This is a genomic window from Bradyrhizobium sp. CB3481, assembly GCF_029714305.1.
Classification (GTDB): domain Bacteria; phylum Pseudomonadota; class Alphaproteobacteria; order Rhizobiales; family Xanthobacteraceae; genus Bradyrhizobium.
Genome location: NZ_CP121647.1, coordinates 1,174,718 through 1,198,941, shown reverse-complemented (window position 1 = coordinate 1,198,941; position 24,224 = coordinate 1,174,718). Strand labels below are relative to the sequence as shown.

21 protein-coding genes are annotated in these 24,224 nt (G+C 63.7%); 11 read left to right on the top strand and 10 right to left on the bottom strand.

Annotation, left to right across the window (positions count from 1 at the left end):
• Positions 1-68 precede the first annotated feature (68 nt).
• Genes QA643_RS05685 through galE form a run of 3 tightly spaced genes read left to right on the top strand, consistent with a single transcriptional unit; the run spans position 69 to position 4,190 of the window.
• A complete protein-coding gene (locus tag QA643_RS05685; RefSeq protein WP_283032221.1) occupies positions 69-2,360 on the top strand; it encodes an exopolysaccharide transport family protein in 2,292 nt (763 codons plus the stop codon).
• Entirely contained in the window at positions 2,353-3,177 is an 825-nt protein-coding gene (locus tag QA643_RS05680) for a WecB/TagA/CpsF family glycosyltransferase (protein ID WP_283032220.1), read from the top strand. Before QA643_RS05685 ends, QA643_RS05680 begins: the two co-directional genes overlap by 8 nt.
• Positions 3,174-4,190: a UDP-glucose 4-epimerase GalE gene (gene galE, locus QA643_RS05675; RefSeq protein ID WP_283032219.1), complete on the top strand. Its 1,017-nt coding sequence runs from the start codon at positions 3,174-3,176 to the stop codon at positions 4,188-4,190. The genes QA643_RS05680 and galE overlap by 4 nt, the downstream gene beginning before the upstream one ends.
• A gap of 88 nt (positions 4,191-4,278) precedes the next feature.
• Here the strand turns inward: galE and QA643_RS05670 are convergent, their stop codons facing one another.
• Positions 4,279-4,881 (bottom strand): DUF1080 domain-containing protein, encoded by a 603-nt coding sequence (locus QA643_RS05670; protein ID WP_283032218.1) that lies wholly within the window; start codon positions 4,879-4,881, stop codon positions 4,279-4,281.
• Positions 4,882-5,105: 224 nt separating this feature from the next.
• Between QA643_RS05670 and QA643_RS05665 the strand changes: the two genes are divergently transcribed.
• The 3 genes from QA643_RS05665 to QA643_RS05655 all read left to right on the top strand — a co-directional run bounded on the left by QA643_RS05665 (position 5,106) and on the right by QA643_RS05655 (position 6,374).
• Complete coding sequence (locus QA643_RS05665; protein WP_283032217.1) at positions 5,106-5,573, top strand: cupin domain-containing protein; 468 nt, start codon at positions 5,106-5,108, stop codon at positions 5,571-5,573.
• A gap of 156 nt (positions 5,574-5,729) precedes the next feature.
• Positions 5,730-5,969 carry a DUF2171 domain-containing protein gene (locus QA643_RS05660; RefSeq protein WP_283032216.1) on the top strand — a complete coding sequence of 80 codons (240 nt, stop codon included), beginning with the start codon at positions 5,730-5,732 and terminating at the stop codon, positions 5,967-5,969.
• A 60-nt stretch (positions 5,970-6,029) separates the two neighbouring features.
• Positions 6,030-6,374, top strand: a complete 345-nt coding sequence (locus tag QA643_RS05655) for a hypothetical protein (RefSeq protein ID WP_283032215.1) — start codon at positions 6,030-6,032, stop codon at positions 6,372-6,374.
• Here the strand turns inward: QA643_RS05655 and QA643_RS05650 are convergent.
• Positions 6,348-10,436 carry a GAF domain-containing protein gene (locus tag QA643_RS05650; RefSeq protein WP_283032214.1) on the bottom strand — a complete coding sequence of 1,363 codons (4,089 nt, stop codon included), beginning with the start codon at positions 10,434-10,436 and terminating at the stop codon, positions 6,348-6,350. The two genes, QA643_RS05655 and QA643_RS05650, sit on opposite strands and share 27 nt — an antisense overlap.
• A 522-nt stretch (positions 10,437-10,958) precedes the next feature.
• On the opposite strand from QA643_RS05650, the gene QA643_RS05645 reads away from it, so the two are divergent.
• The 4 genes from QA643_RS05645 (at position 10,959) to iaaH (ending at position 15,977) form a co-directional block, all read left to right on the top strand.
• Positions 10,959-12,011, top strand: a complete 1,053-nt coding sequence (locus QA643_RS05645) for an Ldh family oxidoreductase (RefSeq protein WP_283032213.1) — start codon at positions 10,959-10,961, stop codon at positions 12,009-12,011.
• Positions 12,012-12,042: 31 nt separating this feature from the next.
• Positions 12,043-13,410 (top strand): LLM class flavin-dependent oxidoreductase, encoded by a 1,368-nt coding sequence (locus QA643_RS05640; protein WP_283032212.1) that lies wholly within the window; start codon positions 12,043-12,045, stop codon positions 13,408-13,410.
• Positions 13,411-13,421: 11 nt separating this feature from the next.
• Positions 13,422-14,207 (top strand): fumarylacetoacetate hydrolase family protein, encoded by a 786-nt coding sequence (locus QA643_RS05635; protein ID WP_283032211.1) that lies wholly within the window; start codon positions 13,422-13,424, stop codon positions 14,205-14,207.
• 342 nt (positions 14,208-14,549) lie between these two features.
• Positions 14,550-15,977 carry an indoleacetamide hydrolase gene (gene iaaH / locus QA643_RS05630; RefSeq protein ID WP_283034720.1) on the top strand — a complete coding sequence of 476 codons (1,428 nt, stop codon included), beginning with the start codon at positions 14,550-14,552 and terminating at the stop codon, positions 15,975-15,977.
• A gap of 6 nt (positions 15,978-15,983) precedes the next feature.
• Here iaaH and QA643_RS05625 read toward each other — a convergent pair whose 3' ends face one another.
• On the bottom strand, positions 15,984-16,718 hold the full coding sequence (locus tag QA643_RS05625) for a LuxR C-terminal-related transcriptional regulator (RefSeq protein ID WP_283032210.1): 735 nt from the start codon (positions 16,716-16,718) through the stop codon (positions 15,984-15,986).
• Positions 16,719-16,778: 60 nt separating this feature from the next.
• Complete coding sequence (locus tag QA643_RS05620; protein ID WP_283032209.1) at positions 16,779-17,810, bottom strand: tripartite tricarboxylate transporter substrate binding protein; 1,032 nt, start codon at positions 17,808-17,810, stop codon at positions 16,779-16,781.
• A gap of 134 nt (positions 17,811-17,944) precedes the next feature.
• Between QA643_RS05620 and QA643_RS05615 the strand changes: the two genes are divergently transcribed.
• Entirely contained in the window at positions 17,945-18,406 is a 462-nt protein-coding gene (locus tag QA643_RS05615; RefSeq protein ID WP_283032208.1) for a carboxymuconolactone decarboxylase family protein, read from the top strand.
• Between the two features lie 172 nt (positions 18,407-18,578).
• On the opposite strand, the gene QA643_RS05610 is transcribed toward QA643_RS05615, so the two are convergent.
• From QA643_RS05610 to QA643_RS05585, 6 genes are all read right to left on the bottom strand, one after another.
• Positions 18,579-19,436, bottom strand: a complete 858-nt coding sequence (locus tag QA643_RS05610) for a D-amino-acid transaminase (protein WP_283032207.1) — start codon at positions 19,434-19,436, stop codon at positions 18,579-18,581.
• Positions 19,437-19,589: 153 nt separating this feature from the next.
• The gene (locus QA643_RS05605; RefSeq protein ID WP_283032206.1) at positions 19,590-20,321 is read right to left on the bottom strand and encodes an amino acid ABC transporter ATP-binding protein; all 732 of its coding nucleotides are present in this window, start codon (positions 20,319-20,321) and stop codon (positions 19,590-19,592) included.
• A gap of 6 nt (positions 20,322-20,327) precedes the next feature.
• Positions 20,328-21,020, bottom strand: a complete 693-nt coding sequence (locus QA643_RS05600) for an ABC transporter permease subunit (protein ID WP_283032205.1) — start codon at positions 21,018-21,020, stop codon at positions 20,328-20,330.
• A 2-nt stretch (positions 21,021-21,022) separates the two neighbouring features.
• Positions 21,023-21,754, bottom strand: coding sequence for an amino acid ABC transporter permease (locus tag QA643_RS05595; RefSeq protein WP_283032204.1), 732 nt, complete (start codon positions 21,752-21,754; stop codon positions 21,023-21,025).
• A 286-nt stretch (positions 21,755-22,040) separates the two neighbouring features.
• Positions 22,041-22,952 carry an amino acid ABC transporter substrate-binding protein gene (locus QA643_RS05590; protein WP_283032203.1) on the bottom strand — a complete coding sequence of 304 codons (912 nt, stop codon included), beginning with the start codon at positions 22,950-22,952 and terminating at the stop codon, positions 22,041-22,043.
• A gap of 48 nt (positions 22,953-23,000) precedes the next feature.
• Complete coding sequence (locus tag QA643_RS05585) at positions 23,001-24,098, bottom strand: LysR family transcriptional regulator (protein WP_283032202.1); 1,098 nt, start codon at positions 24,096-24,098, stop codon at positions 23,001-23,003.
• Positions 24,099-24,224 lie beyond the last annotated feature (126 nt).

The window sequence follows — 24,224 nt, the reverse complement described above, 5'->3', positions numbered from 1 at the left end:
AGCGGGCGTGACCCGAAGAGTAACCCCTCAGCCGTTGCGTATGGCAGTTCGAATGGAAGCTGGGGCCGATGCTTATCTATGACCAGCCGATAGAGCGGACGAAGCCCGAGGGCAGGCCGGCGGCAGCCGCGCCGGCCGGCTTCAGCGTGCTCGAACTGGTCCAGCTGCTGTGGCAGCGCAAGGCCGCGATCGCCTCCGCCGCGCTGATCGCCGCCTGCACGGCCGTCGCGGTCGGCAAGAGCCTGACGCCGAAATACACCGCCTCCGCCCAGCTCTATGTCGATCCCCGCGAACTGCAGCTGGTCGACCGCGAGCTGACGCCGCGCGCGCAGGATATTTCCGGCCTTGCCATGGTGGTGGAGAGCCAGGCGCGCGTCATCACCTCGAACAACGTGCTGCTGCAGGTGATCCGTGACACCAATCTGGAAAAGGATCCGGAGTTTGGCGGTAGCGACGGCAGGGGTTTTCTTGGATCGTTGCTCGGCCTGGTCGGGATCGAGCTGCGGCCATCCGCCGAACAGCAGAAGCAGATCCAGATGGGCGCGCTGGAAGCGCTCAATCGGCACATCAACGTCAAGAAGACCGATCGCACCTTCATCGTCGACATCGACGTCTGGTCCTATGAGCCTGCCAAGGCAGCGATGCTCGCCAATGCGATCTCGAAGGCCTATCTCGCCGAATCCAAGCAGTCGCAGGCCGCTGCCGCGCGGCGCGCCACCACCGACCTGTCCGGCCGGCTGAAGGAACTGCAGGAACGACTGCGCAACGCCGAGAACACGCTCGCCGTCTACAAGGCTCAGAACAATTTCGTCGGCACCCAGGACACGCTGATCAGCGACCAGCAGCTGTCCTCCAGCAACCAGCGGCTCGCCGCCGCCCGCGCGCTGACGCTTGACGCCCAGGCCAAGTACGACCAGATCGAAGCCAGCCGCAAGGCTGCGTCCGATCCCAGCGCCATTCCTGAGGTGCTGCAATCGCAGACCATCGCCAATCTCCGGGCGCAGCATGCCGAAGCGCGCAAGCGCCAGGCGGAGCTACAGAGCGAATTGGGACCACGCCATCCGGCGCTGCGTCAGGCCGAACAGCAGGTGCAGGACCTGCGCCGCACCATCAATGAAGAGGTCGGGCGCTTTGCCCAGGCCGCCAAGAACGACCTGATCCGTGCCCGCGATTATGAAGCCTCCCTCAGCAAGGCGCTGGAAGCCCAGAAGCGCCAGAGCGTGCAGATGAGCCAGGCCTCGGTGCGCCTGCGCGAACTCGAACGCGATGTCGAGGCAAGCCGCGACGTTTATCAGTCATTCCTGAAGCGCTCGCGCGAGACCGAGGAGCAGGAGAGCCTCAATACCTCGAACGCACGCATCATCGGCGAAGCCACGGTGCCGCAGCGGCGGACCTTCCCGCCGGCGATGAGCCTCTTGGCGATGATCGGCTTTGTGCTGGGCGGACTGGCTGCCGCGGGGTGGATCATCGCGGCCAATCAACTGGCCCCGGGTACGGGCCCGCTTCCGCAGCCGAAAGAAACGCCGAAGGAAGCTCTGAAAGAATTCGCGGCGGCGGTGGCGAAGGGCGGCGGCGAACCCCGGCCGCAAGCCGCCGTCAGCCTGATCGAAAAGCCGATGATCCTGGAGCTGCAGGAAACCGACGTGATCCGTACGCTCGGCGGCATCCTCGCAACGGACGAAACCGCCGACGTCACGCGGCTCGGCTGGCCGACGCTGCGCGCGGGCTTTCCGCAAATGGCGGTCCTCACCGCTATGCGCGAGATGCGCGCGGCGCTGGCCCGGCGCGCCGGCGAGCAGCCCCTGCCCGTGATGGCCGTGATCGGCGCGGATGCCGACCAGGATCGCAGCATTGCCGCGCTGAACATCGCCCTTGCCGCCGCACGCGACGGCGTGAAGGTGCTGTTGATCGATGCCGACCTCAAGCAGCGCGCGCTATCGGGCAAGGTGAGCCACCTCGCCAAGAGCGAGCCAAGCCGGTTCGGCTGGCTTGGCATCGGCGCCAAGCCGCCGCAAGCGATTCCGACGGCCAACGGCATTTCGATCCTGCCGGCCGCAAATGCCGGCGACGCCAAGGCCGCCGACGCCATCCGAAAGGCGGTTGCGCAGGCCCGTTCCGAGGCCGGCCACGACCTCGTGATCCTCGACGGACCGGCGCTGCCGTGGGGATCGGCCGACCGCAAGCTGCTCGATATCGCGGACGGGCTGGTTGGGATCTTGCCGACGCAGCTCGACATCAACGAACACATGGAGGGCATCATCTCCGCCCTCGGCGGCGACGAACGCAAGATCGTCGGCGTCGTCCTCAGCGAAGTCAGCGCGACGGCGCTAGGCTCACAGCAGGACAAGCAGTATGCGTGAGCGCCGCGTAAATCCCGTCGGCAGGGCCGCCACGGCCAGCATACCGCGCATCACGCTGGGCGGCTTGCGGCTTGCCGTGCTCGATCTGGAGCAGACCGCGAACTTCATGATCGATGCGGTGTTCCCGCAGCGCCGCGCCAGTCGGCCGCTGTACCTGACCTCGGCCAATGGCGAGGTGCTGGCGCGCTGCTCGACCGAGCCGATGACCGACCGGCTGTTTCGCGCTGCCGACCTGATCAATGCCGACGGCCAGCCCCTGGTCACCGTATCGAAATTCAAGTCGAAGACGCCGCTGCCGGAGCGCGTCGCGACCACCGACCTGTTCCACGTCGTTGCCCGCAAGGCGCAGGCCGCGGGCCTCACCTTCTACCTGCTCGGCGCGGACGATGCGGAAAACGCCGCCGCCGTCGCCTACGTTCGCCAGCAATATCCCGACCTCAAGATCGTCGGCCGATGCCACGGCTATCTGCGCGGCGAGGCGCTACGCGCCAAGGTTTCCGAAATCAACGCACTGGCGCCGGACTATCTCTGGGTCGCGCTCGGCGTTCCCTATGAGCAGGCCTTCGTCGAAGAGTTCGCGCCCGCGCTCTCCAATGTCGGCGTCATCAAGACATCGGGCGGGCTGTTCAACTTCCTGTCGGGCAGCCGTGTCCGTGCGCCGGTCTGGATGCAGCATGCCGGTCTAGAATGGGCCTGGCGGATCTGGCTGGAGCCGCGCCGCCTGTTCTGGCGCTATTTGACCACCAACCCGCGCGCGCTCTATCTGTTGCTGAACAGGAGCCGACCGGCGGATATCGGCGGAAAACACGACCAATGAGCAAACGTCCTGCAATTCTCGTGACCGGCGGCGCCGGCTATATCGGCTCGCACTGCTGCCGGGCGCTGGAAGCAGCCGGCTACCTGCCGGTCACCTACGACAATCTGTCGACCGGCCACCACAGCTTCGCCACAGGCACGCTGGTGGTCGGCGATATCGCCGACAAGGCCACGCTGGCGCGGACCTTTGCCGAGCACGGCATTGTCGCGGTGATGCACTTTGCGGCCTCGAGCCTGGTCGGCGAATCCGTCGCCGATCCGCAGAAATATTACGTCAACAACCTCGCCGGGACGCTGGCGCTGCTGGAGACGATGCGCGCGGCCGGCTGCAGCCGCCTGGTGTTTTCCTCCTCCGGCGCGGTCTACGGCAACGCCGACAGCCGGGCGCTGCCGGAAAGCCATCCGTGCGCGCCGATCAATCCCTACGGCGCCTCGAAATGGATGGTCGAGCGTGTGCTGGCGGATTATCGCTCGGCCTACGGCTTCGGCTCATTCGCGCTGCGGTACTTCAATGCCGCGGGCGCCGATCCGGCCGGTGGCATCGGCGAGATGCGCGAGGTGGAGACCCATCTTATCCCGCGCGCCATGATGGCGCTGCAGGGACACGTGCCCGACTTTGCGGTGTTCGGCGACGATTACGACACGCCCGACGGGACGGCGATCCGCGACTACATCCACGTCACCGACCTCGCGGCGGCCCATGTGCTGGCGCTGAAACTGTTGCTGGAAGGCCATAACGGCGGCGCGTTCAATCTCGGCACCGGCAACGGCTTTTCGGTGCGGGAAATCCTCGCCGCGATCGCGGCCGAGACCGGGCGTGAGGTCCCGCATGTCGTCAAGCCGCGGCGACCGGGCGATCCGACCTACCTGGTCGCCGACCCCTCCGCCGCGCGCGACACGCTGAACTTCCACCCCGCTCATTCGGACCTGGTGACCATTATCCGCACCGCCTGGGCGTGGCACAAAAAAGCGCATCCGCTGAAGACGGGCGCACCTGGCAGGGACAAACTCTAACAGCCCTGATGCGGAAGCACCCCACCCCGCCCTCCCCGCAAGCGGGAGAGGGAGAAGAAGGCGTTACGCAAGCCGATCGAGCAAGCAGCTACAGCGCCTTGATCTGCACCTTGCGGAACTTGATCACGCCAGCCCCGTATTGCAGGGCAAACGGGCCGCCGGCATGTTTTGAATCCTGAACATCGACGGTCTTCTGGCCGTTGAACACGACGACGAGGTGCGGCCCCTTGGCGGTGATCTCGAAGGTGTTCCACTTGCCGCCGGCCTTCGGCATCGGATCGACCTTGGCGACGTCGACGATGGCGCCGGTGCCGTATGTAGGATCGGGTCGCTTATCGAAGATGTTGACCTCGTAGCAGATCTTGGCGTCGATCTTCGCCGCTTGGTCGCAGCGAATGAAGATGCCGCTGTTGGCATCATCGTCGGCCCAGAACTCGACCTTCATCTCGAAATCCTTATAGGACTCCTTGCTGACGAGATAAGAGGGATCCTTTCCTTCCAAAATCTTATCCGCCGTAAGCGCGCCGTCCTTCACCGCCCAATTGGCTTTGCCAACCTCGGCCCAATCGAGCATCTTGCTGCCGTCGACGAGCGTCACCCAGCCGCCGCTCTGGCCCGATGCGACGCTCGAAAATTGGACGGCGGCCGCGCCCATCAACAAGCCCGCTGCAAGTATCGACAATCGCTTCATGAACGTAGCCCTCCCATGGCTGCTTTTCGTTGGGCGGCAACCTAGCATCACGACATCAGGCGTAAATCCGTTTTTCATGCTGCAGTTGCGTTGTTCGCATCGCGCGTGTCGCAGCCGCCGGTCACGCATGCACCCGGGGCGCCTTGTCCAGCGTGAACGGGAGCAGCTAGCATGGCCGGACCAAAGAGATGAGCTGCAAGCTCACGAGCCATTGGGAGCAAGCCATGAAGCCGACAAGCAGACCCTGGCGACGCCTCACGATACTGCTCGCGTTCACCGCTGCGACAGGCGTCGCGGCCGCCGCGGAGCTAAATCCGGCCGCGGTCGCCTACAAACTGCCGGACCAGATTCCGTGGGGGCCGGTCAACGCGGCGGGCGCGCAAAACGCCGTCGTGGTCGGCGATCCCTCGAAGCCCGGCTTCTACATGGTCTACAACAAATGGACCAAGGGCAACCATTTCAGCCGCCCGCACTTCCATCCGAACGATCGCTACATCGTCGTGCTACAGGGCACGTGGTGGGTCGGCACCGGCCCGAAATTCGATCCAGCCAGCACGACGCCGATGCCTGCCGGCAGCTTCGTCACCCATTTCGCCAAGCAAATCCATTGGGACGGCGCCAAGGATGAAGATACTATCCTACTGATCATGGGCGAAGGCCCGGCGACCTCGACGGCGGCGGAAGAGAAATAGCCGTTAGATCACGGCCCTGATCATCCGGCCATCGCAGCGGAAGCTGAGCTGTCAACGCCACCCACCGTGCTGCGCCACCTCGCATAGCAGCTTGCATCCCCGCAACTATTTCCATGGCGGCGCGTTTCCCGTTTCCAACGATAGAGGATGTGGAACATGAACGTTGCCTCGCAAATCCGTGAGCATATGGACGTCATCTCGTCGGACAAAAAAGCGGTCGGCCAAGTCGATCACATGGAAGGAACCGACAAGATCAAGCTGACTAAGCAGAGTTCGCCCGACGGTCAGCACCATCATTTCATTCCGGTGTCGTGGGTCGACCATGTCGACCAGCACGTCCACCTCAACAAGTCAGGCGCAGATGTCACCGCGCACTGGCAGCACGGGCGTCAATAAGCGGCCGACAGCATTTGCGCCGCGCGCGGATGCAGATATCATCCCGTGACAGGAGACAGGATGCACCCCGCCGCGCGACTGCAGTTTGAACGCATACTCGACGAATATGTCCGCTGGCGGGCCGTTCCCGAAACGGAACGGTCGCCCGCCCCGGCATGGTGGTGGGGACCGGCCATGGCGCTGCGCAACGCCGCGGAATCTCTGCCGGTAGAATGGTGCGCCAGGTTGGGTTTGCCCGATCGGGCAAGCTACGCCAAAGGCGCGGAAGTCTTTCTCGGTGCGTTCACAGGACAGACCTCCCTGCCCTGGCCGCACGATTTTCCCCGCAAGGCCCAGGTTTCGGAAGCAAAGGCCATCCGCGAGCTGCATCCGCAGCCGTCAGACGACAGCGCCTTTCAGCCCTGAGCCGGCCTCCGGCTGCAGCGGCGGTGAATCCAGCCGCGGTTCGGACCGCAGCAGGTCGGCCATCTGCCTTGCAGGCAACGGCTTGGAGAATAGGAAGCCCTGCATTTCATCGCAGGCATGGTTGCGCAGGAAGGTCTCCTGCTCCACGGTTTCGACGCCTTCGGCGATGACGGTCATGCCGAGCGCCTTGCCCATGCTGATGATCGCCTGCGCAATGGCCTGGTCTTCGGAATCGATGGGAAGGTCGCGAACGAAGGACCGGTCGATCTTGATCGTATCGATCGGGAATTGCTTCATCAGCGACATCGACGAATAGCCGGTGCCGAAATCGTCGATCGCAAGGCGAATGCCACGGCTCTGGATCGCGTCGAGGATCTTGATCGCGCGCGAGACGTTGCGCATCACCATGCTTTCGGTGACTTCGAGCTGCAGCAGCACCGGCGACATGCCGCTCGCCAGCAATGCTTCGTCGACATCGTGCAATAGGTGCGGATCGGCGAACTGCCGCGGCGACAGGTTCACCGCCACGGTGACCGGCCGCAGGCCGCGGCGCTGCCAGGCCATGTTCTGCGCACAGGCTTCCTTGAGCACCCAGCGGCCGATCGGAACAATCAGGCCGGTCTCTTCGGCGAGCGGAATGAATTGGCCCGGCGACACCGACCCGAGCTCGGGGTGATCCCAGCGCAGCAGCGCTTCGACGCCGGTGATCTGGCGGCTCTCCATGTCGATCTTGGGCTGATAATGCAGCGAGAACTGATCGCGCTCCAGCGCACGGCGCAGCGCGCTTTCCATCGTCAGCCGCTCGATCGACTGCGTCTTGATCTCCTTGGAGAAGAAGCGGAAGCCGTTCTTGCCGTCTTCCTTGGCGAGATACATCGCCATGTCGGCATTCTTGGTCAGCGTCTGCATATCCGTTCCGTCGGACGGATACATCGCGATCCCGATCGAGGCCGTGGTATGGCACTCATGGCCGCTGAGCAGCAGCGGCTGGCTCAGCACCGAAAGCAGCTCGCCGGCGATGTGCTCGACCTCGTGGCGCTCGGCCGTCTCCTCCACAATCACCACGAACTCGTCGCCGCCGAGCCGCGCCACGACGTCACTCGAACGCAAGGCGCGGCGTAGCCTGCGGGCGATCTCCACCAGCAGCATGTCGCCCGCGTCATGGCCCAGCGAGTCGTTGATGACCTTGAACCTGTCGAGGTCGATGAACAGCAGGGCAAATTGCCGCTGATAGCGCGCGCCGCCGTCGATCGCGCGGCGCAGCATGCCGTTGAACACTTCGCGATTCGGCAGACCGGTCAGGCTGTCGTGCGAGGCCAGATACTCGATCCGTTCGTCGGCCTTGGTCTTTTCGTCGGCACGGTCGAAATTCTCAAGCGCGAACGACACGTTGTCGACGAGCCGCTGCAGCAGCTCGGCGAACTCGGCGGTAAAGGTGTCCTTTTCGACCGCCATGAACGACATCACGCCGACCACCTCCCCGTGCGTCATCAAGGGGAATGAAGCGCCGGAATTCGTGCCGTCAAGGCGGGCCCTGTCGTGGAATGCGGCCGCCCGCGGATCAGCCTGATAATCATTCATGATGCTGGGCTGGCGCGAACGAATCGCCTGGCCGCACAGCCCGCGTCCCTCGGGACGTTTCTCATCGGTCGATATCGTTGCCTGCCACGCGCTCGAAGCGGTCGGACCGGCTGCACCCACGACCTCGAGAAGATCGCTGCCGGGCTTTGTCAGCGCGATGGATGTCAGGGTGAACTTGCCGCCCGTCGCGGCCGCCTCGCATACCAATTCGAACAGTTCCGGCCGCGACGTGGCGCGGATGATGGCCTCGTTGGTAGCGCTCAGCGCCGCCAGCATGCGCGTCAGGCGCTCCTTCTGCACCTCGGTCCGCGCCTTGTCGTCCGCACGGTCGAAATTTTCCAACGCGAAAGAGACGTTGTCGGCCAAGCGTTGCAGCAGTTCGACAAATTCGGCGGTGAAGGTGTCCTTGTCGAGGGACATGTAGATCATGACGCCGACCGGCTCGTCGCGCACCACGAGCGGAAAGGCCGCCCCGGACTGCGCGCCATAGCTGCCAACCACGGCCTGGAAGGCGGCGACGCGCTGGTCGGTGACGTAATCGTTGGTGATGCAGGGACGCCGAGTCCGGAACGCTGTTCCGCTAAGCCCCCGTCCCTCGGGCCGGTTTTCGTCGACCGAGAGCCTGACGTGCCGGGTCGTCTCAGCCGCCGGGCCCGAGGCGGCCACGATCCGGAGCAGGTCGCTGGCGGAATCTTTCAGCGCGACGGTGGTCGAGGTGAATCTGCCGCCATCAGCCGCGGCTTCGCACACGAGGTCGAACAGCTCAGTGCGGGATTTTGCCCGCATGATGGCTTCGTTGGTCCTGCTGAGCGCGGCGAACATCCGAGTCAGGCGTTTTTTCTGGCTTTCGGTCCTGGCCTTCTCGTCGGCCCGATCGAAAGTTCCGATCGCGAATGACACGTTGTCGGTGAGCCGCTGCAGCAGCTCGGCGAATTCGGGCGTGAAGGTGTTCTTCTCTGAGGAGATGAAGAACATCACGCCGACAGCTTCGCCGGAAACCAGCAGCGGAAACGCCGCGCCGGACATCGCGCCATCGCTGTGAATGAACTGATGAAATGCCGATCCGCGCGGATCGGCGCGCAGATCGTTGCCGATGCAAGCCTGCCGGGAGCGGAAGGCGTTACCGCAGAGGCCACGGCCTTCCGGACGATTCGCATCGGTGGAGACCTTGACCCGGCGCATGTTGTTCGCGGTCGGCCCGGCGACGGACGCCATTTCCATGTGATCGCTGTCGGGCCTCGCCAGCAAGACGCTGGTCGAATTGAAGCGGCCGCCCTTTGCGGCAGCTTCGCACACCAGTTCGAACAGTTCCTTTCGCGACGTCGCGCGGATGATCGCCTCGTTGGTGGCACTTAGCGCCGCCAACATGCGCGCCAGCCGCTCCTGCTGGGCGTCGGCTTTCGCCTTTGCGTTGGCGCGTTCGAAATTTTCCAGCGCGAATGAGACGTTCTCGCCGATCCGCGCCATCAGGGCGACGATCTCCTCGTCCTCTGCCCACAGCTTGCCGACGAAGAACAGCAGCACGCCGATGCTCTCGTCGCGCTTGATCAGGGGAACGGCGACGCAGGCGGTGACGCCGGTCTCACGCGCGGCCTGATGCCAGGGCTGCCCTACCGTCGAGTTGAGGATATCGTTGTTGATCGCGGGCTGCTGAGTACGGAAAGCCCTGCCGCAGACGCCCTTTCCATAGGGATTATCCACGTCGATCGAGAACGGCGCCCGCATGATCTGCTCGACGATGGCGCCGGTGCCGGCAGCCGGCTTCAGCCAGATCGAGTCCGGCTCCGCCAACAGGACCACGGTCGCCGCGGACTTTCCGCTGTGCACGGCGGCATCGCACACGCGCTGATAAAGATCCTGCTCGGTTTTGGCGCGAAGGATGGCCTCGTTGGTGGCGCTGATCGCGCCGAACATCCGGTTAAGGCGGCGCATGGTGCGCTCGCCGTTCTTGCGTGCGGCCTCATGGTCGAAATTGTCGAGCGCAAAGGAAACGTTCGCCGACACCCGCTCCAGCATTGCGACAAGCTGGTCGTCGATCGAGTGCGCCTCATGCCGCGACACCAGAAGTACGCCGACGCACTGGTCGTTGCAGAGCAGCGGCAGCGCCGCTGCCGCCCCCACCTGGTTGGCCTTGGCGCCTTCGCGCCACGCCAGCGAGCGCGGTTCGTTTAGAAAATCGTTGCTGACGCATATGCGGCGGTCGCGGAAGGCATGCCCGGCAACGCCGGAACCTTCGGGCGTGCCGGCCAGGATCGAAATATCGATGCTGCGCAGCCGGGGGACGTCATCGCCGCAGCCGGCGGCGAAGCGCAGGAAATTGGTGTCCGGCTCGAGCAGGAAAATCGACACGGCGAGGAAGTCGCCGACCGAAAACGCGGCCTCGCAGACCTTCGCGTACAGCTCTTCAGGTGATTTGGCGTACAGAATCGCTTCGTTGGTGGCATTCAACGCCGCGAGTGTGCGCGCGATATCGGTATTCACCTTCCCCAAGCTCCCTGCCGGCAGCGCCGGGCTGCCCCCTCGCGAATTTTATGCGTGTAGGGGACCTAAATGCCCGTTATTGGCGACCTAGGTTTGCGAGTCAGAGTAAATGTCGGACCAACGTCACACGACACGGCTCGGGAGAACTACGGTACTTTTACGATTTATCAGCCATGGCGCCTGCCCTCGCCGAGTGAATTTCACTGGGTGAAATTTTTGGCGCTTGCGGACCGCGCACTGGCGAGCGAGCCTTGACGCGCCGTGTCCCGGACGCGGCGCAGCGCGGAGCGCTGCTCCGCAGTGCCGGGCCCATTTTGCCACGATCCCGATACTGGGCCCCGACTCAGCAGCCGCATCATTACGTGGTGCGCTGCGTCCGGGGAACGGAGACCGTCACCTCTCACCCAGCGGCATGGCTAACAGGATATTTCCACGCTTGCCCTGCCACTGCGGCTTTGAGAGCATGCCCGCAGCAAGCAAGACCCGCCACTCGCGCGGGCGTGCCAGGGAGAGGAAATCCCCATGCCGATGGTTCAGGCCGACCGGCTCACGCAAATTGGCGTCGCCCTGCTCAAGGCCGCCGGCGCTTCGGAGGAAGAGGCGCGCGCGGTCGCGACCGGCTGCGTCAACGCCAATCTCGCCGGCCATGACTCGCACGGCGTGATCGCCATCCCGACCTATATCGACCGCATCAAGGCCGGCCATATCGTGCCCGGCGCCCAATGGACCATCGTCCAGGAATCGCCGACGACGACCGTGATCGACGGCCATTGGGGGTTTGGCTTTCACGTTAACGCCAAGGCGATGGCGCTGACGATCGAGAAGGCGAAGACCGCCAATGTCGCCGCCTGCACGGTGTTCCGCCAGAGCCATGTCGGCCGGCTCGCCGCCTATCCGTTGATGGCGATGCGGGCCGGTATGATCGGTATCGCTGCCGCCGATTCCGGCCGTTCGCCAAAGCATGTTGCGCCGTTCGGCGGCCGCGAGGCGAGGCTCGGCACCAACCCGATCTCGATTGCCGTGCCGTCCGACCTCGAGGCGCCGTTCTATTTGGATATGGCGACCTCGGCGGTCGCGGCCGGCAAGATCGCGCTGTCGGTCGCGCGCGGCGAGCAGATCCCGCAAGGCTGGATCATCGACGCCGAGGGACGGCACACCACCGATCCAACGCAATACCGCAAGGGCGGCGCGCTGCTGCCGCTCGGCGGCAGCGAAGGCTACAAGGGCAGCGGCCTCGCCGCGATGGTCGAGGTGCTCTGCGGCCTGCTCACCGGGCTCGGCTTTGGCGTCGAGCCGACCGGCCGGCACAATGACGGGTGCTTCATGGCGGTGTTCAACGTCGCCGCCTTCCGCCCGCTGAAAGATTTCGAGAAAGAAGTCGGCGAGTTCGCGCGCTATCTGAAATCGACGCCGCCATCGGAAGGCTCTCCCGGTGTGTTCTATCCCGGTGAGATCGAATACATGCGCGAACAGCAGCGCCGGCGCGACGGTATCGAGGTCGAAGACGCGACCTGGGACAAGCTCAAGGCGCTCGCCACTGACTACAAGCTGTCCGCCGAGCTCGACCTCAAATGAATTCCAATCCTGCCAGCACGAGGAGAACGGCATGACGCGGCAAATGGCGCTGGTGGGATTTTTGCAGGCGCAGAACTGCACCAACCTGCCGAGTTCGTGGCGGCATCCGGAATCGCGCGACGATTCGATGTCGGCCGACTACTACCAGGAGATCGCCCGGATTCTCGAGGCCGGCAAGTTCCACATGGCGTTCTTCGACGACCGTCTCGCGATGCCGGACCGCTACGGCAACGATCACGCCCATACCGTCGAATACGGCATCCGCTGCGTGAAGATGGACCCCTTGATCGTGCTGACCACGATGGGCATGGTCACCGAGAAGCTCGGACTGGGATCGACCTGCTCGACCACCTATTACGAGCCGTTCGACGTCGCGCGGCGCTTCGCTACCCTCGACCTGATGTCGGGCGGACGCGCGGGCTGGAACGTCGTCACCTCGCTCAATGACGGCGAGGCGCAGAACATGGGCAAGGATGCCCATCTCGAGCACGACTTCCGCTACGACCGCGCCGACGAATTCATGGAAGTGGTGCTCGGCCATTGGGACAGCTGGGAAGACGGCTCGCTGATCATGGACAAGACCAGCGGCCGCTTCGCCGATCCCACCAAGGTGAAGCGGCTCGATCACCACGGGCAGTTCTTCAAGTCACGCGGGCCGTTCACCGTGCCGCGTTCGCCGCAGGGCCATCCCGTCATCATCCAGGCCGGCGCCTCCGGCCGCGGCCAGCGCTTTGCGGGGCGATGGGGCGAGATGATCTTCACCGCTGCACGCAATGTGGCATCCGCCAAGGAAGGCTATGCCGCCGTCCGCAACGAGGCGGCAAAGGCGGGCCGCGATCCCGACCAGATGTTCCTCTGCAACCTTACGACGCCGGTCTGCGGCGCCACCAAGACCGAGGCCGAGGACAAGATGGCTGTGATCAACAAGCTGCCGCTGCAGATCGACGCGCTGTCGCTGCTCGCAGAGGCCCTGAACTACGATTTTGCGTCAAAGCCGCTCGACGAGCCGCTGACCACGGAAGAGCTCAGGAGCATGCAGGGCATCCTCGGCATTCGCGATGGCGTGCTGAAGAATTCGGGCAAGAGCAATCCTAGCGCGCTCGACTTCGTCCACTTCTCCGGCCGTGGCCAGGTGCAGGACGCCATCGTCGGCGGCCCGAAGGAGATCGCGGACAGGCTGGAGGAGATGTTCGTCGAGCGCGGCTGCGACGGCTTTGTCGTCGCGGCCACCATCGTGCCCGGCTCCTACGCCGATTTCGTCAAGCATGTGGTGCCCGAACTGCAGCGGCGCGGGCTATTCCACAAGGATTACGCCGGCAAGACGTTGCGCGAGAATCTCGGACTGAAGCGCCCGGCCGCCGGCGCCTGGAAGACCCAGCCGCAGGCCGCCGCCGAATAAGAGGAAGAACCATGCGTTGGCTGAAATTCACCGCCGCCGGCAAGACATCCTGGGGAATCGTCGAGGGGGAGCGCGTGATTGCCGTTGACGGCGATCCTTTCGGGCAATGGCAGCGCGGGGCACAGTCGCACCCGCTCAGCGAGGTGAAGATCGAGCTGCCGCTGATCCCGCGCACCTTCTATTGCGTCGGATTGAACTACCTCAAGCATCTGAAGGAAGCCGCCGACAAGGCCGGCACCGTGCCGAACATACCCGACAGGCCCGAGATCGGCTATCGCGCGCAGAACGCGCTGATCGCGCATGACGAGGACGTGGTGATACCGGCGAGCGCGACCGAGAAAATCCACTATGAAGGCGAACTCGTCGTCGTCATCGGCAAGAAGGCGAAGCATCTCACCGAAGCCAACGCGATGGATTGCGTGTTCGGCTACACCATCGGCAACGACGTCAGCGAACGCACCTGGCAAAAGGCGGACCGCAGCCTGTGGCGTTCGAAAAACGCCGACACGTTCAAGCCGATGGGTCCGTGGATCGAAACCGATGTCGACCTCGACAGGATGGAAACCGTGATCCGCGTCAACGGCAAGGAGACCGGCCGCTTCCGCACCAACGACATGATCTTCGGCGTCGTGCCGTTCCTGATCGAGCTCTCGAAATATTTCACGCTGTCGCCGGGCGATGTGATCTGGATGGGTACTGATGGCGCGTCGCCAGACCTCAAGGACGGCGACGTCGTCGAGATCGACATCACGGGGATCGGCACGTTGCGGAATAGGTTTGTGAAGGAGAAAGCTTGACGCCTCCGCTCCTCATCCCGAGGGATTGTGAAGCTATGTCCACACCGTCATTGCGAGCGCAGCGAAGCAATCCATCTATCCACGCGCCGAGACGTGGATTGCTTCGCTGCGCTCGCAATGACGTGGAGAGAGCCGGCTTTCGCTCTTCCTTCCTCCCGAGGAGCCACGATTTTAGAGCGTCCCCAGAAATGAGGACAAGCGCCGGAACCGGGGCTAAGTAAAATTCGTCCGGACGGGTACTCATTCGCACGGAGGATCATCATGGCTCGCAGCTCCATCCTGCTTGGCTCGGCCCTTGCCAGCCTTGCGCTTGCCGCGGCTCCTCCCGCGGCCGCCCAGGCGATCGATCTGGATCAGCTCACCGCAACCCAGGCCACCGCCGATCTCTGCGCCGGCAAGATCACCAGCAAGGCGCTGACCGCAGCGGCGCTGGCGCGCGCCAAGGCCAAGTCCGACCTCAACGCCTTCATCACGCTCGACGAGGCCGGCGCGATGAAGGCCGCCGAAGCGTTCGACGCCGGCCGCAAGAAGGGATCGTGCAAGCCGCTCGGCGGCGTGCCCATTGTGATCAAGGACAATATCCAAGTGGCCGGTCTCCCTGCTACGGCCGGCACGCCGGCGCTGAAGAATTTCGTGCCGAAGAAGGACGCGCCGGTCGCCGCAAAACTGCGCGCGGCGGGTGCCATCATCATCGGCAAGACCAACATGCATGAGCTTGCCTTCGGCATCTCCGGCTTCAATGCCGGATTCAAGACCGGCGCAGAGCACGGCGTGCGTAACGCCTATGATGCGACGAAAATCGCCGGCGGCTCGTCATCCGGAACTGGCGCGGCGGTCGGCGCGCGGATCGTCACCGCCGGCCTCGGCACCGACACCGGCGGGTCCGTGCGGGTGCCCTGCGCGCTGAACGGCTGCGCCGCGCTGCGCCCGACCGCCGGCCGCTATCCGCAAGCAGGAATCGCGCCGATCTCCCATACCCGCGATACGGCTGGTCCGATGGCATCCACCATGGCCGACGTCGCGGCGCTCGACCGGATCATCGCCGGCGGCGGCACGATTGCGCCTGCCGATCTGAAGAAGGTCCGCATCGGCATCGACAAATCCATGCTGGCCAATCTCGACGGCGATACCGACGCCGCTTTCAAGGCCGCGCTGGACAAGCTCAAGGCAAGCGGCGTGACGGTCATCGATATCGAGATGCCAGAACTTGCCGAACTCAACGGCAAGGTCGGCTTTCCGCTTGCGCTCTATGAAGCCTATGATGACATGGTCGCCTATCTCAAGAACAGCGGCTCCGGTGTCAGCATCGAGAACCTCGCCAAGGAGATCGCAAGCCCCGACGTGAAGGGGACCTATGATGGGCTGGTGATTCCGCGCAAGCTGCCGGGACCAAACAATACTGTAGTGGACGCGAAGCCGGCCTATGACGCCGCCATGAAGACCGCCCGCCCCGCGTTGCTGGCGCTCTATCGCGACACTTTTGCCAAGAACAAGCTCGATGCCATCGCCTTCCCGACGGTGCCGAAGGTCGCGATCGCATCCAATCCGGACTCGTCGAGCCTCGCCAATTTTCTGCTGTTCATCCAGAACACCGATCCCGGCAGCAATGCGGGCGTCCCTGGCATCCAGCTTCCGATTGCGCTGGGCGCGTCGAGCAAGCTGCCAGTCGGCCTCGAGCTCGATGGTCCGGCGGGAAGCGACCGCAAGCTGCTGGCGGTCGGCATGGCGATGGAGAAGCTGTTCGGCCGCCTGCCGCCGCCGACGCGCTGACTGCGGCTAATGCCGCGCAAACAGGCTGGCGACGCCGCTGCGGCGGCGGACGCCGAGCTTGGCGAAGATACGCTCGATATGGGTGCGGACGGTCGACACCCCCACCTGCAGCCGGTGCGCGATCTCCTTGTCGCTGAGATCGTCGGCGATCATCCGCGCGATCTCGAACTCGCGCACCGAGAGCTTTAGGACCGGCGAGCCATCAGCCAAGCTGGCCGCGGCGCCACCGGCCGCACGCACCAGCGCACCCGTAAAGGCCGGCTCGATCAACCGCAACAGCTCCAGCGTATGGCTGTCAAAATTCTCGCGCCGCCGACCGCGCCAGATCCTGACATCGCCGATATTGCGGTTGCCGACGAAGCTATAGGCATTGACACCCCAATGCAGTCCGTCGCGGGCGAGAAAATCGTTGAAGAATTCGGTCCGCATCAGCTCGCGCTGCGGCATCACCTGCGTCACCAGCGTCGCGTCGCGGCGGGCCTGAAGTTTCAGGGTGATCGGGTCGCACTGTTGATAATAGCGGTCGTAGGCCGCGATATTGGCCGGGTCCATGTTCAGATATACGGCCTTCTCGAAACGGCCAGTCACATCCTGCCAGACGAAGGAGGCGTAGTGATCGGCTTCCAGCAGTTCGAGCAAATGATGGCCGACCGCCTCGCGCACGTCGTGCTCGCTGAGGTCCTCAGACAACAGCCCGAAGATGCGCGCCAGCACCCGGCTCTCGGAAGCGCTCACATACATGCGGGCCATCCTAGCGGGGATCCGCGACGGGGGAAACCGGCTTGGTGCCGCCTTGCCACCCTACTCGGCCTTGATGCCGGCTTCCTCGATCACCTTGCGCCAGCGCTCCACCTCGCTACGGTAATAGCGGCCGAACTCCTCCGGCGGCGCCGCGATCAGAACAAGGCCCTCGTTGACGCTGAGTTTCTTGAAGGCGTCGGCCTGCACCGCTTTTGCCGCCGACTTGTTCAGGCGCTCGATGACCTCGGGCGGCGTTTTTGCCGGCGCAAACAGGCCGTACCAGGTTTCGGCTTCAAAGCCGGAAAGACCGGTTTCCGCAACCGTCGGCAATTGCGGAAAGGCGGGCGAGCGCTGCGCCGATGTCACCGCCAGCGCGCGCAACTGGCCGCCTCCGATCAGGGATGCGGCGCTTGCCACCGTCGTGAAGATCACCTGGGTCTGCCCGCCGATCAGATCGGTGATCGCCGGCGCGGAGCCCTTGTAAGGCACCATCACCATGTTGATGCCGGCCATGCGCTTGAACATTTCGCCGGCGAGGTGCGCCGAAGTACCGGTCCCGAACGTGCCGTAGGAGATCTTGTCAGGCTCGGCCTTCGCCGCCGCGATCAGATCGGCGATGGAACGAAATGACGATTTCGGATTGACGACAACGATGTTGGGAGAACGCGCGACGAATGCGACCGGCGCAAAATCCTTGTTCGGATCGAAGGGCAGTTTGGCGTACAGGCTCGGGTTGACCGCATGAGCAAACGATCCCATCAGCAGCGTGTAGCCGTCGCCTTCGGCGGAAGCGACCGCCTGCGCGCCGATGATGGTGCCCGCCCCCGGCTTGTTCTCGATGATGATGCTGGCGCCGAGATCCTTTGCCATCTCCTGCGCCAGCACGCGCGCGATGGCGTCCGTGCCGCCGCCCGGCGCAAACGGCACGATGATCTTGATGACGCGCTCCGGATAGGCGGCGAGCGACTGATGGCCTCCGAGCAGGAACGACAATGCCGCGGCAAGCACGAACAGAAAGGCGATGCGGCATCGACCGGCCGCAATCAGTGGTATCGCACGGCTTCCCGCCGACACCCGCTCGCGCGCAAACATCCGTCGCCTCCTTAGCTTTTCTTCAGATCACTTTATTGTATCCGACGGCATCGATCCAGACCGTGACTATCGCCCGGATCGGAATAGACTTCGGCAATCGTTCTAATTGAACGCGTCCAGAGAGGAGAACGAGCATGAAGCCCCGGATGAATTACTATCAGGCCGCGCCCGACACCATCAAAGCGCTCGTCGCGGTGGAGGCCCAGATCGCCGTCTCGGGTCTGGAAAAATCGCTGATCGAACTGGTGAAGACGCGGGCGTCGCAGATCAACGGTTGCGCCTATTGCATCAACATGCACACCCAGGACGCCCGCAAGCTCGGCGAGACCGAACAGCGCCTGTATCTATTGAGCGCCTGGCACGAGTCGCCGCTCTATACCGACCGCGAGCGCGCGGCGCTGGCGTGGACCGACGCGGTGACGCTGATCGCGGAAACGCATGCCCCCGACGACGTCTATGAAAACATGCGGGCTCACTTCTCGGAAACCGAGGCTGTCAATCTGACCATGCTGATCGGCGCCATCAATGCCTGGAACAGGATCGCGATCTCGTTCCGCGCCGTTCACCCGGTGAAGGCGAAGGCTGCGGTGGCGTAAGCGCTCTATTTATTACCCCGCATTCGACTGTCATGCCCCGCGCAGGCGGGGCATCCAGTACGCCGCGGCTTCTCCAGTCAAACGCTGACGTCTCTGGATTACTGGATCGCCCGCTCCAGCGCGCAATTGCGCACAAGGCGGGCGATGACGCCTCGAGCAGAAAACTGCTCAGCTACACCGCCGTCGCCTTGGCGAAATCGACATAGATCTCGCGCAGCCTCTGGGTCATCCGGCCGGGCTTGCCGTCGGCGACCTGCTTGCCGTCGATCGATACCACGGCCTGCACGAACACGCTGGCGCTGGTGACGAAGGCCTCCTTGGCGGCCAGCGCCTCCTCGATCGTGAATGCCCGCTCCTCGACGCGGAGCTGGCGCTCTTCGGCGAGCGCAACCACCGCCTTGCGGGTGCAGCCGGGTAGGATCTCGCTGCCGTTCTGCCGCGTCACGATCACATCGTCCTGGGTGAGAATGAAGCACGAGGACGAGCCGCCCTCGGTCACCTTGCCGTCCTCGATCATCCAGGCCTCGCCGGCGCCGGCGACGGCCGCTGCCTGCTTGGCCAGCACCTGCGCCAATAGCGCGACGCTCTTGATGTCGCGGCGGGCCCAACGCAGGTCGGGCACCGTGATCACCTTGATGCCGGTCTTGGCCGAAGGCGCGTTGATGATGTCCTTGGTGGACGTGAACATGATCAGCGTCGGCTTGACGCCCTTGGGGAAAGCAAAGTCGCGCCCGGTGTCGGCGCCGCGCGTCACTTCCAGATAGACCATGCCATTTTCGAGCTTGTTGCGGGCGATCAACTCCTTCTGGATCTCCTGGATGCGCGCAGTCGTTTCCGGCAGCGCCAGCTCGATCTCGCCGACCGAACGCTCCAGCCGCGCCAGATGCGAGGCATTGTCGATCAGCTTGCCGTCGAGCACGGCGGCGACTTCATAGATGCCGTCGGCAAACAGGAAGCCGCGATCGAGGATCGAGACCTTCGCCTCCGAGAGCGGGACGAACGAGCCGTTGACGTAAGCGATCTGTTCCAAGGTAGAGTCTCCTAAAAGATAGCGATGCCGCCGCGGCGGACGTTGTGGCTGCCGTCATTGCGAGCGAAGCGAAGCAATCCATGCCAGCGGCGACGAAAGAATGGATTGCTTCGTCGCTTCGCTCCTCGCAATGACGCGGATGGTCGTTGCTCCTTAATGCGACAGAATCTTCGACAAAAACTTTTGCGCACGCTCGCTGCGTGGGCTGCCGAAGAAATCGGTCTTCTGCGCGTCCTCAACGATCTCGCCCTTGTCCATGAAGATCACGCGATGCGCGACCTTGCTGGCAAAGCCCATTTCGTGGGTGACGACCATCATGGTCATGCCCTCATGGGCGAGATCGACCATCACGTCGAGCACCTCGCTGATCATCTCGGGGTCGAGCGCCGAGGTCGGCTCGTCGAACAGCATCGCGATCGGGTCCATCGCGAGCGCCCGCGCGATCGCGACGCGCTGCTGCTGGCCGCCGGACAGTTCGGCCGGATACTTGTTCGCGTGCACCGTCAAGCCGACCCGCTCGAGCAGCTTGTTGCCCTTGGCGACGGCTTCGTCGTGCGAACGGCCCAGCACCTTCTCCTGCGCGAGGCAGAGATTGTCGATGATGCGCAGATGCGGGAACAGCTCGAAATGCTGGAACACCATGCCGACACGGGCGCGCAGTTTTGGCAGGTCGGTCTTGGGATCGTTGACCTTGATGCCGTCGAGGATGATCTGGCCCTCCTGGAACGGCTCCAGCGCGTTGACGCATTTGATCAGCGTCGACTTTCCGGAACCCGACGGGCCGCAGACCACCACCACCTCACCCTTGGCGACGCTGGTGGTGCAGTCCTTCAGCACCTGGAAGGTCGGCCCGTACCATTTATTGATGTGGCTGATTTCAATCATTGGATATCACCGAACAATGGCAATGCGTGCCTGCAGGCGCCGGACGCCCCAGGACGCGACACAGGAGATTGCAAAATAGACCGCGGCGGCGAACAGGTACATCTCGACCAGCCGTCCGTCGCGCTGCGCCACCTTGCTGGCGGCGCCGAGGAAATCCGGGATCGACAGCACGTAGACGAGTGAGGTGTCCTGGAACAGCACGATGGTCTGCGTCAGCAGCACCGGCAGCATGTTGCGGAACGCCTGTGGCAGCACGACGTAGCGCATGCTCTGGCTGTAGGTGAGCCCAAGCGCGCTCGCCGCCGCGGGCTGGCCCCTGGAAATCGACTGGATGCCGGCGCGCATGATCTCGGAGAAATAGGCCGCCTCGAACATGATGAAGGTGACGAGCGAGGACGTGAACGCGCCGACGCGAATCGGCCGTGACGCACCGGTCAGCCACTGCCCGATATAGGGCACCAGGAAATAGAACCAGAAGATCACGAGCACCAGCGGCAGCGAGCGCATGAAGTCGACATAGAGCCCGGCGATGCGGCCGAGCAGTCTGTAGCTGGAGAGCCGCATCAGCGCGATCAGCGTGCCGAACACCAGCCCGCCCAGCGCCGACAGCCCGGTCAGCATCAGCGTAAAACTCATGCCGTCAAGGAACAGGTACGGCAGCGAGCGGCGGATGACGTCGAAATCGAGATTACCGAACATCGTCATTTCCCCGTGATATAGCCGGGGATCGCCAGGCTGCGTTCGAGGAAGCGCATGCCGGTGACGACGATGATGTTGATCGCGAGATACATGATGGTCGCGGCGGTGAAGGCCTCGAACACCTGGAACGAAAACTCCTGCATCGCGCGTGCCTGGCCGGTGAGCTCGATCAGGCCGATGGTGATCGCGACGGAAGTGTTCTTGACCGTGTTGAGGAATTCGGACGTCAGCGGCGGCATGATGATGCGAAACGCCATCGGCAGCAGCACGTAGCGGTAGCCTTGCGTCAGGGTCAGCCCGAGCGCGGTCGCGGCCTGCTTCTGGCCGCGCGGCAGCGAAGCGATGCCCGCGGCGAGCTGCACGGCGACGCGCGCCGACATGAACAGCCCGACACCGATCGCAGCCGTCCAGAACGGCGCGTTCGGAAGCTGCTTCAGCCAGAGCCCGGCGGCGCGCGGCAACAGCTCGGGCAGCACGAAGAACCAGAGAAACAGCTGCACCAGCAGCGGCATGTTGCGGAAAAATTCGACATAGCAAAAGCCGATCCACGACGCCGTCTTCGACGGCAGCGAGCGCAGGATGCCGATGATCGTGCCGAAGATCAGCGCGATGATCCAGGCCAGCAGCGCCGTCTTGACGGTCAGCCATAGTCCTGACACCAGCAGGTCGAGATAGGTGCCCGCCCCGGTCGGATTCGGCTCAAAGAATATGTGCCAGTTCCAGTTATAGTTCACGAAGTCCCCCGCCCGAAACGCCGGTACCCCCCGGTCACCGACGCCTATGCATCACAACACTTATTACCAACGCCTATTACTACCGCATATGCAAAAGTCCGGCCATTCTGAACTTCAAAATGGCCGGACTGTTGCGGACTGGAGACCCTCATCCTGAGGAGCGGCGTCTTCGCCGCGTCTCGAAGGATGAAGGCCCGACTGTGGCCTCATGGATTCGCCCGGCGATGCAAAGCATCGTCCGGAGACGGCGCTCACGCGCCTGCTCACCATGAGGATCACTATTTCCTTACTTATACGAATCCGGATCCGGCGAATCGGACGGCTTCGCAAACTCGTTCTTCAGCTCGGAGCTGATCGGCACGTTGAGGTTCAGCCCCTTGGGCGGAATCTTCTGCGTGAACCACTTGTCATAGATCTTCTGGCCCTCGCCGCCGGTGTAGAGCGCAGCCGTTGCCGCATCGACCACCTTCTTGAAGGCCGGATCGTCCTTGCGCAGCATGATGCCGTAAGGCTCGGGCTTGGAGAATGCGTCCTTGGAGATCACGTAATCACCCGGCGCCTTCGAGCCGGCGACCAGGCTCGCGAGCAGGATGTCGTCCATCACGAACGCCACCGCGCGGTCGGTTTCCACCATCAGGAACGCCTCGGCATGATCCTTGGCCGGGATGATGTTGATGTTGAGGCTGCGCGCCGCGTTGGCTTCGGTGAGCTGCTTGATGTTGGTGGTGCCGGCGGTGGAAACCACCGACTTGCCCTTGAGATCATCGATCGAATTGATCTTGCTCGCCTTCTTGGTGACGTAGCGGCTTGCGGTCAGGAAGTGCGTGTTGGTGTAGGCAATCTGCTTCTGGCGCTCGGTATTGTTGGTGGTCGAACCGCATTCAAGATCGATGGTGCCGTTGGCAAGCAACGGAATGCGCGTCGACGACGTCACCGGGTTGAGCTTGACCTCGAGCTTGTCGAGCTTGAGCTCCTTCTTCACGGCATCGACGATCTTGTAGCAGATGTCCATGGCGTAGCCGATCGGCTTCTGGTTGTCGTCGAGATAGGAGAATGGAATCGAGGAGTCGCGGTATCCGAGCGTGATGGCCCCGGTCTCCTTGACGTTCTTCAACGTCCCGGTGAGTCCCTGGGCCATTGCCGGGGTGGTGCACAACGCACCCGCGAGCAGACAGCCGATAATCTGACGATGTTTCACGTAACTTCTCCCTCAAAAGGTTTCGGATGATCGCTCATCCACCCTAACTCAGCAACTTGCCGGGCCGTTTGGCCGGCGGCCTCGAACCAGTCTCGAACCAGTCCTGGCAAGACCGCCCCCGGCATGCGCGGCACTATGCCTGCACAATTCGGACCAAAACAGATTTAGTGCCCGTTGGCCATCATGCATTCGACCCCTGAATGCGACTAAAGACAAAGGCAACGCCCATTTGTCGCCACCGATCGGGACCAGCCGCTTCCGGCCCAAGGCCGCTGCGGTGCCTTCCGTTAACCAAGCCACGCCGCGGCCAGCCAGCGCCATGCCGCAGAGGACGTCGGACATGTCACTTTCGATGACCCGGACGCCGGAAATGGGGTTGCCCTCCAAGATGAGATCGACCAAGCGGGCGAAATAGACACCGGGCGAATACATGAGGAGTGGCAGCGGATGTGACGCCCGGCCGGGTAGCGACGCGCCGCCTTTTGCAACCAGCGCTTCGCTGGCATACGGCCGCAGGAATTCAGTGCCTAGCGTCACACGTTCGTAACGATCGGGGTCGAGATGGATCGGCTGCTGGGCGTGGTGATAGCAGATCAGAATATCGGCGTTGTCCGACACCAGCGACGTGACGAGATCGTGAATGTTGCCGACCACGACCGAACAGCTCAGCCGCTGCTCCTGTGACCAGGCCTGCCACCATTGCGGCAGCCGCGCGGTCGCCATCGCGAACGGCAGCGCGATGCGGATGTGCTCGTTGCGATGGAGCGGCTTGCCGCCGCCGAGTTCGTCGCGGCTGTCGAGCATCTGCCGCAACAGCTCGCCGGCGTGCTCGCGAAAGCGCTCGCCTTGCGGCGTGAGCTGCGTCGGATAGACGCTGCGGTCGATCAGGTCGAAGCCAAGCCACGCCTCCAACGACTTGATGCGGCGGCTGAACGCCGCCTGCGACGTATTCCGCTTCTCCGCCGCACGCGTGAAATTGCCGGTCTCGGCCACCATCAGAAAATCCTGAAGCCAGCGCAGCTCCATCATGCTCCCCGCATTGCCGGCGATCGTCGCGCCACCGCCATCCTGGAGTTGCCCTTGAAACAGCCCCGGGCCGTAGACGCCAACCGGCGCGGGTTCTCGGTATGAAACGTGAAGCCCCATGCCGGCGAACCTAGCGGAGCGGCCTGCACGATGGCCAATGCAACCTTTGCATCGCCCCGCTTTGCCACCTCCACCGTAGTATTTCCCGCTGATTCCCGCGTTGTCATGTCGGCTCTATCGCACCCG

Bases quoted from the DNA above. Each gene is read 5' to 3' on its own strand.
- QA643_RS05685 (WP_283032221.1), top strand. From the start codon at position 69: ATGCTTATCTATGACCAGCCGATAGAGCGGACGAAGCCCGAGGGCAGG.
- QA643_RS05680 (WP_283032220.1), top strand. From the start codon at position 2,353: ATGCGTGAGCGCCGCGTAAATCCCGTCGGCAGGGCCGCCACGGCCAGC.
- galE (WP_283032219.1), top strand. From the start codon at position 3,174: ATGAGCAAACGTCCTGCAATTCTCGTGACCGGCGGCGCCGGCTATATC.
- QA643_RS05670 (WP_283032218.1), bottom strand. From the start codon at position 4,881: ATGAAGCGATTGTCGATACTTGCAGCGGGCTTGTTGATGGGCGCGGCC.
- QA643_RS05665 (WP_283032217.1), top strand. From the start codon at position 5,106: ATGAAGCCGACAAGCAGACCCTGGCGACGCCTCACGATACTGCTCGCG.
- QA643_RS05660 (WP_283032216.1), top strand. From the start codon at position 5,730: ATGAACGTTGCCTCGCAAATCCGTGAGCATATGGACGTCATCTCGTCG.
- QA643_RS05655 (WP_283032215.1), top strand. From the start codon at position 6,030: ATGCACCCCGCCGCGCGACTGCAGTTTGAACGCATACTCGACGAATAT.
- QA643_RS05645 (WP_283032213.1), top strand. From the start codon at position 10,959: ATGCCGATGGTTCAGGCCGACCGGCTCACGCAAATTGGCGTCGCCCTG.
- QA643_RS05640 (WP_283032212.1), top strand. From the start codon at position 12,043: ATGACGCGGCAAATGGCGCTGGTGGGATTTTTGCAGGCGCAGAACTGC.
- QA643_RS05635 (WP_283032211.1), top strand. From the start codon at position 13,422: ATGCGTTGGCTGAAATTCACCGCCGCCGGCAAGACATCCTGGGGAATC.
- QA643_RS05625 (WP_283032210.1), bottom strand. From the start codon at position 16,718: ATGTATGTGAGCGCTTCCGAGAGCCGGGTGCTGGCGCGCATCTTCGGG.
- QA643_RS05620 (WP_283032209.1), bottom strand. From the start codon at position 17,810: ATGTTTGCGCGCGAGCGGGTGTCGGCGGGAAGCCGTGCGATACCACTG.
- QA643_RS05615 (WP_283032208.1), top strand. From the start codon at position 17,945: ATGAAGCCCCGGATGAATTACTATCAGGCCGCGCCCGACACCATCAAA.
- QA643_RS05605 (WP_283032206.1), bottom strand. From the start codon at position 20,321: ATGATTGAAATCAGCCACATCAATAAATGGTACGGGCCGACCTTCCAG.
- QA643_RS05600 (WP_283032205.1), bottom strand. From the start codon at position 21,020: ATGTTCGGTAATCTCGATTTCGACGTCATCCGCCGCTCGCTGCCGTAC.
- QA643_RS05585 (WP_283032202.1), bottom strand. From the start codon at position 24,098: ATGGGGCTTCACGTTTCATACCGAGAACCCGCGCCGGTTGGCGTCTAC.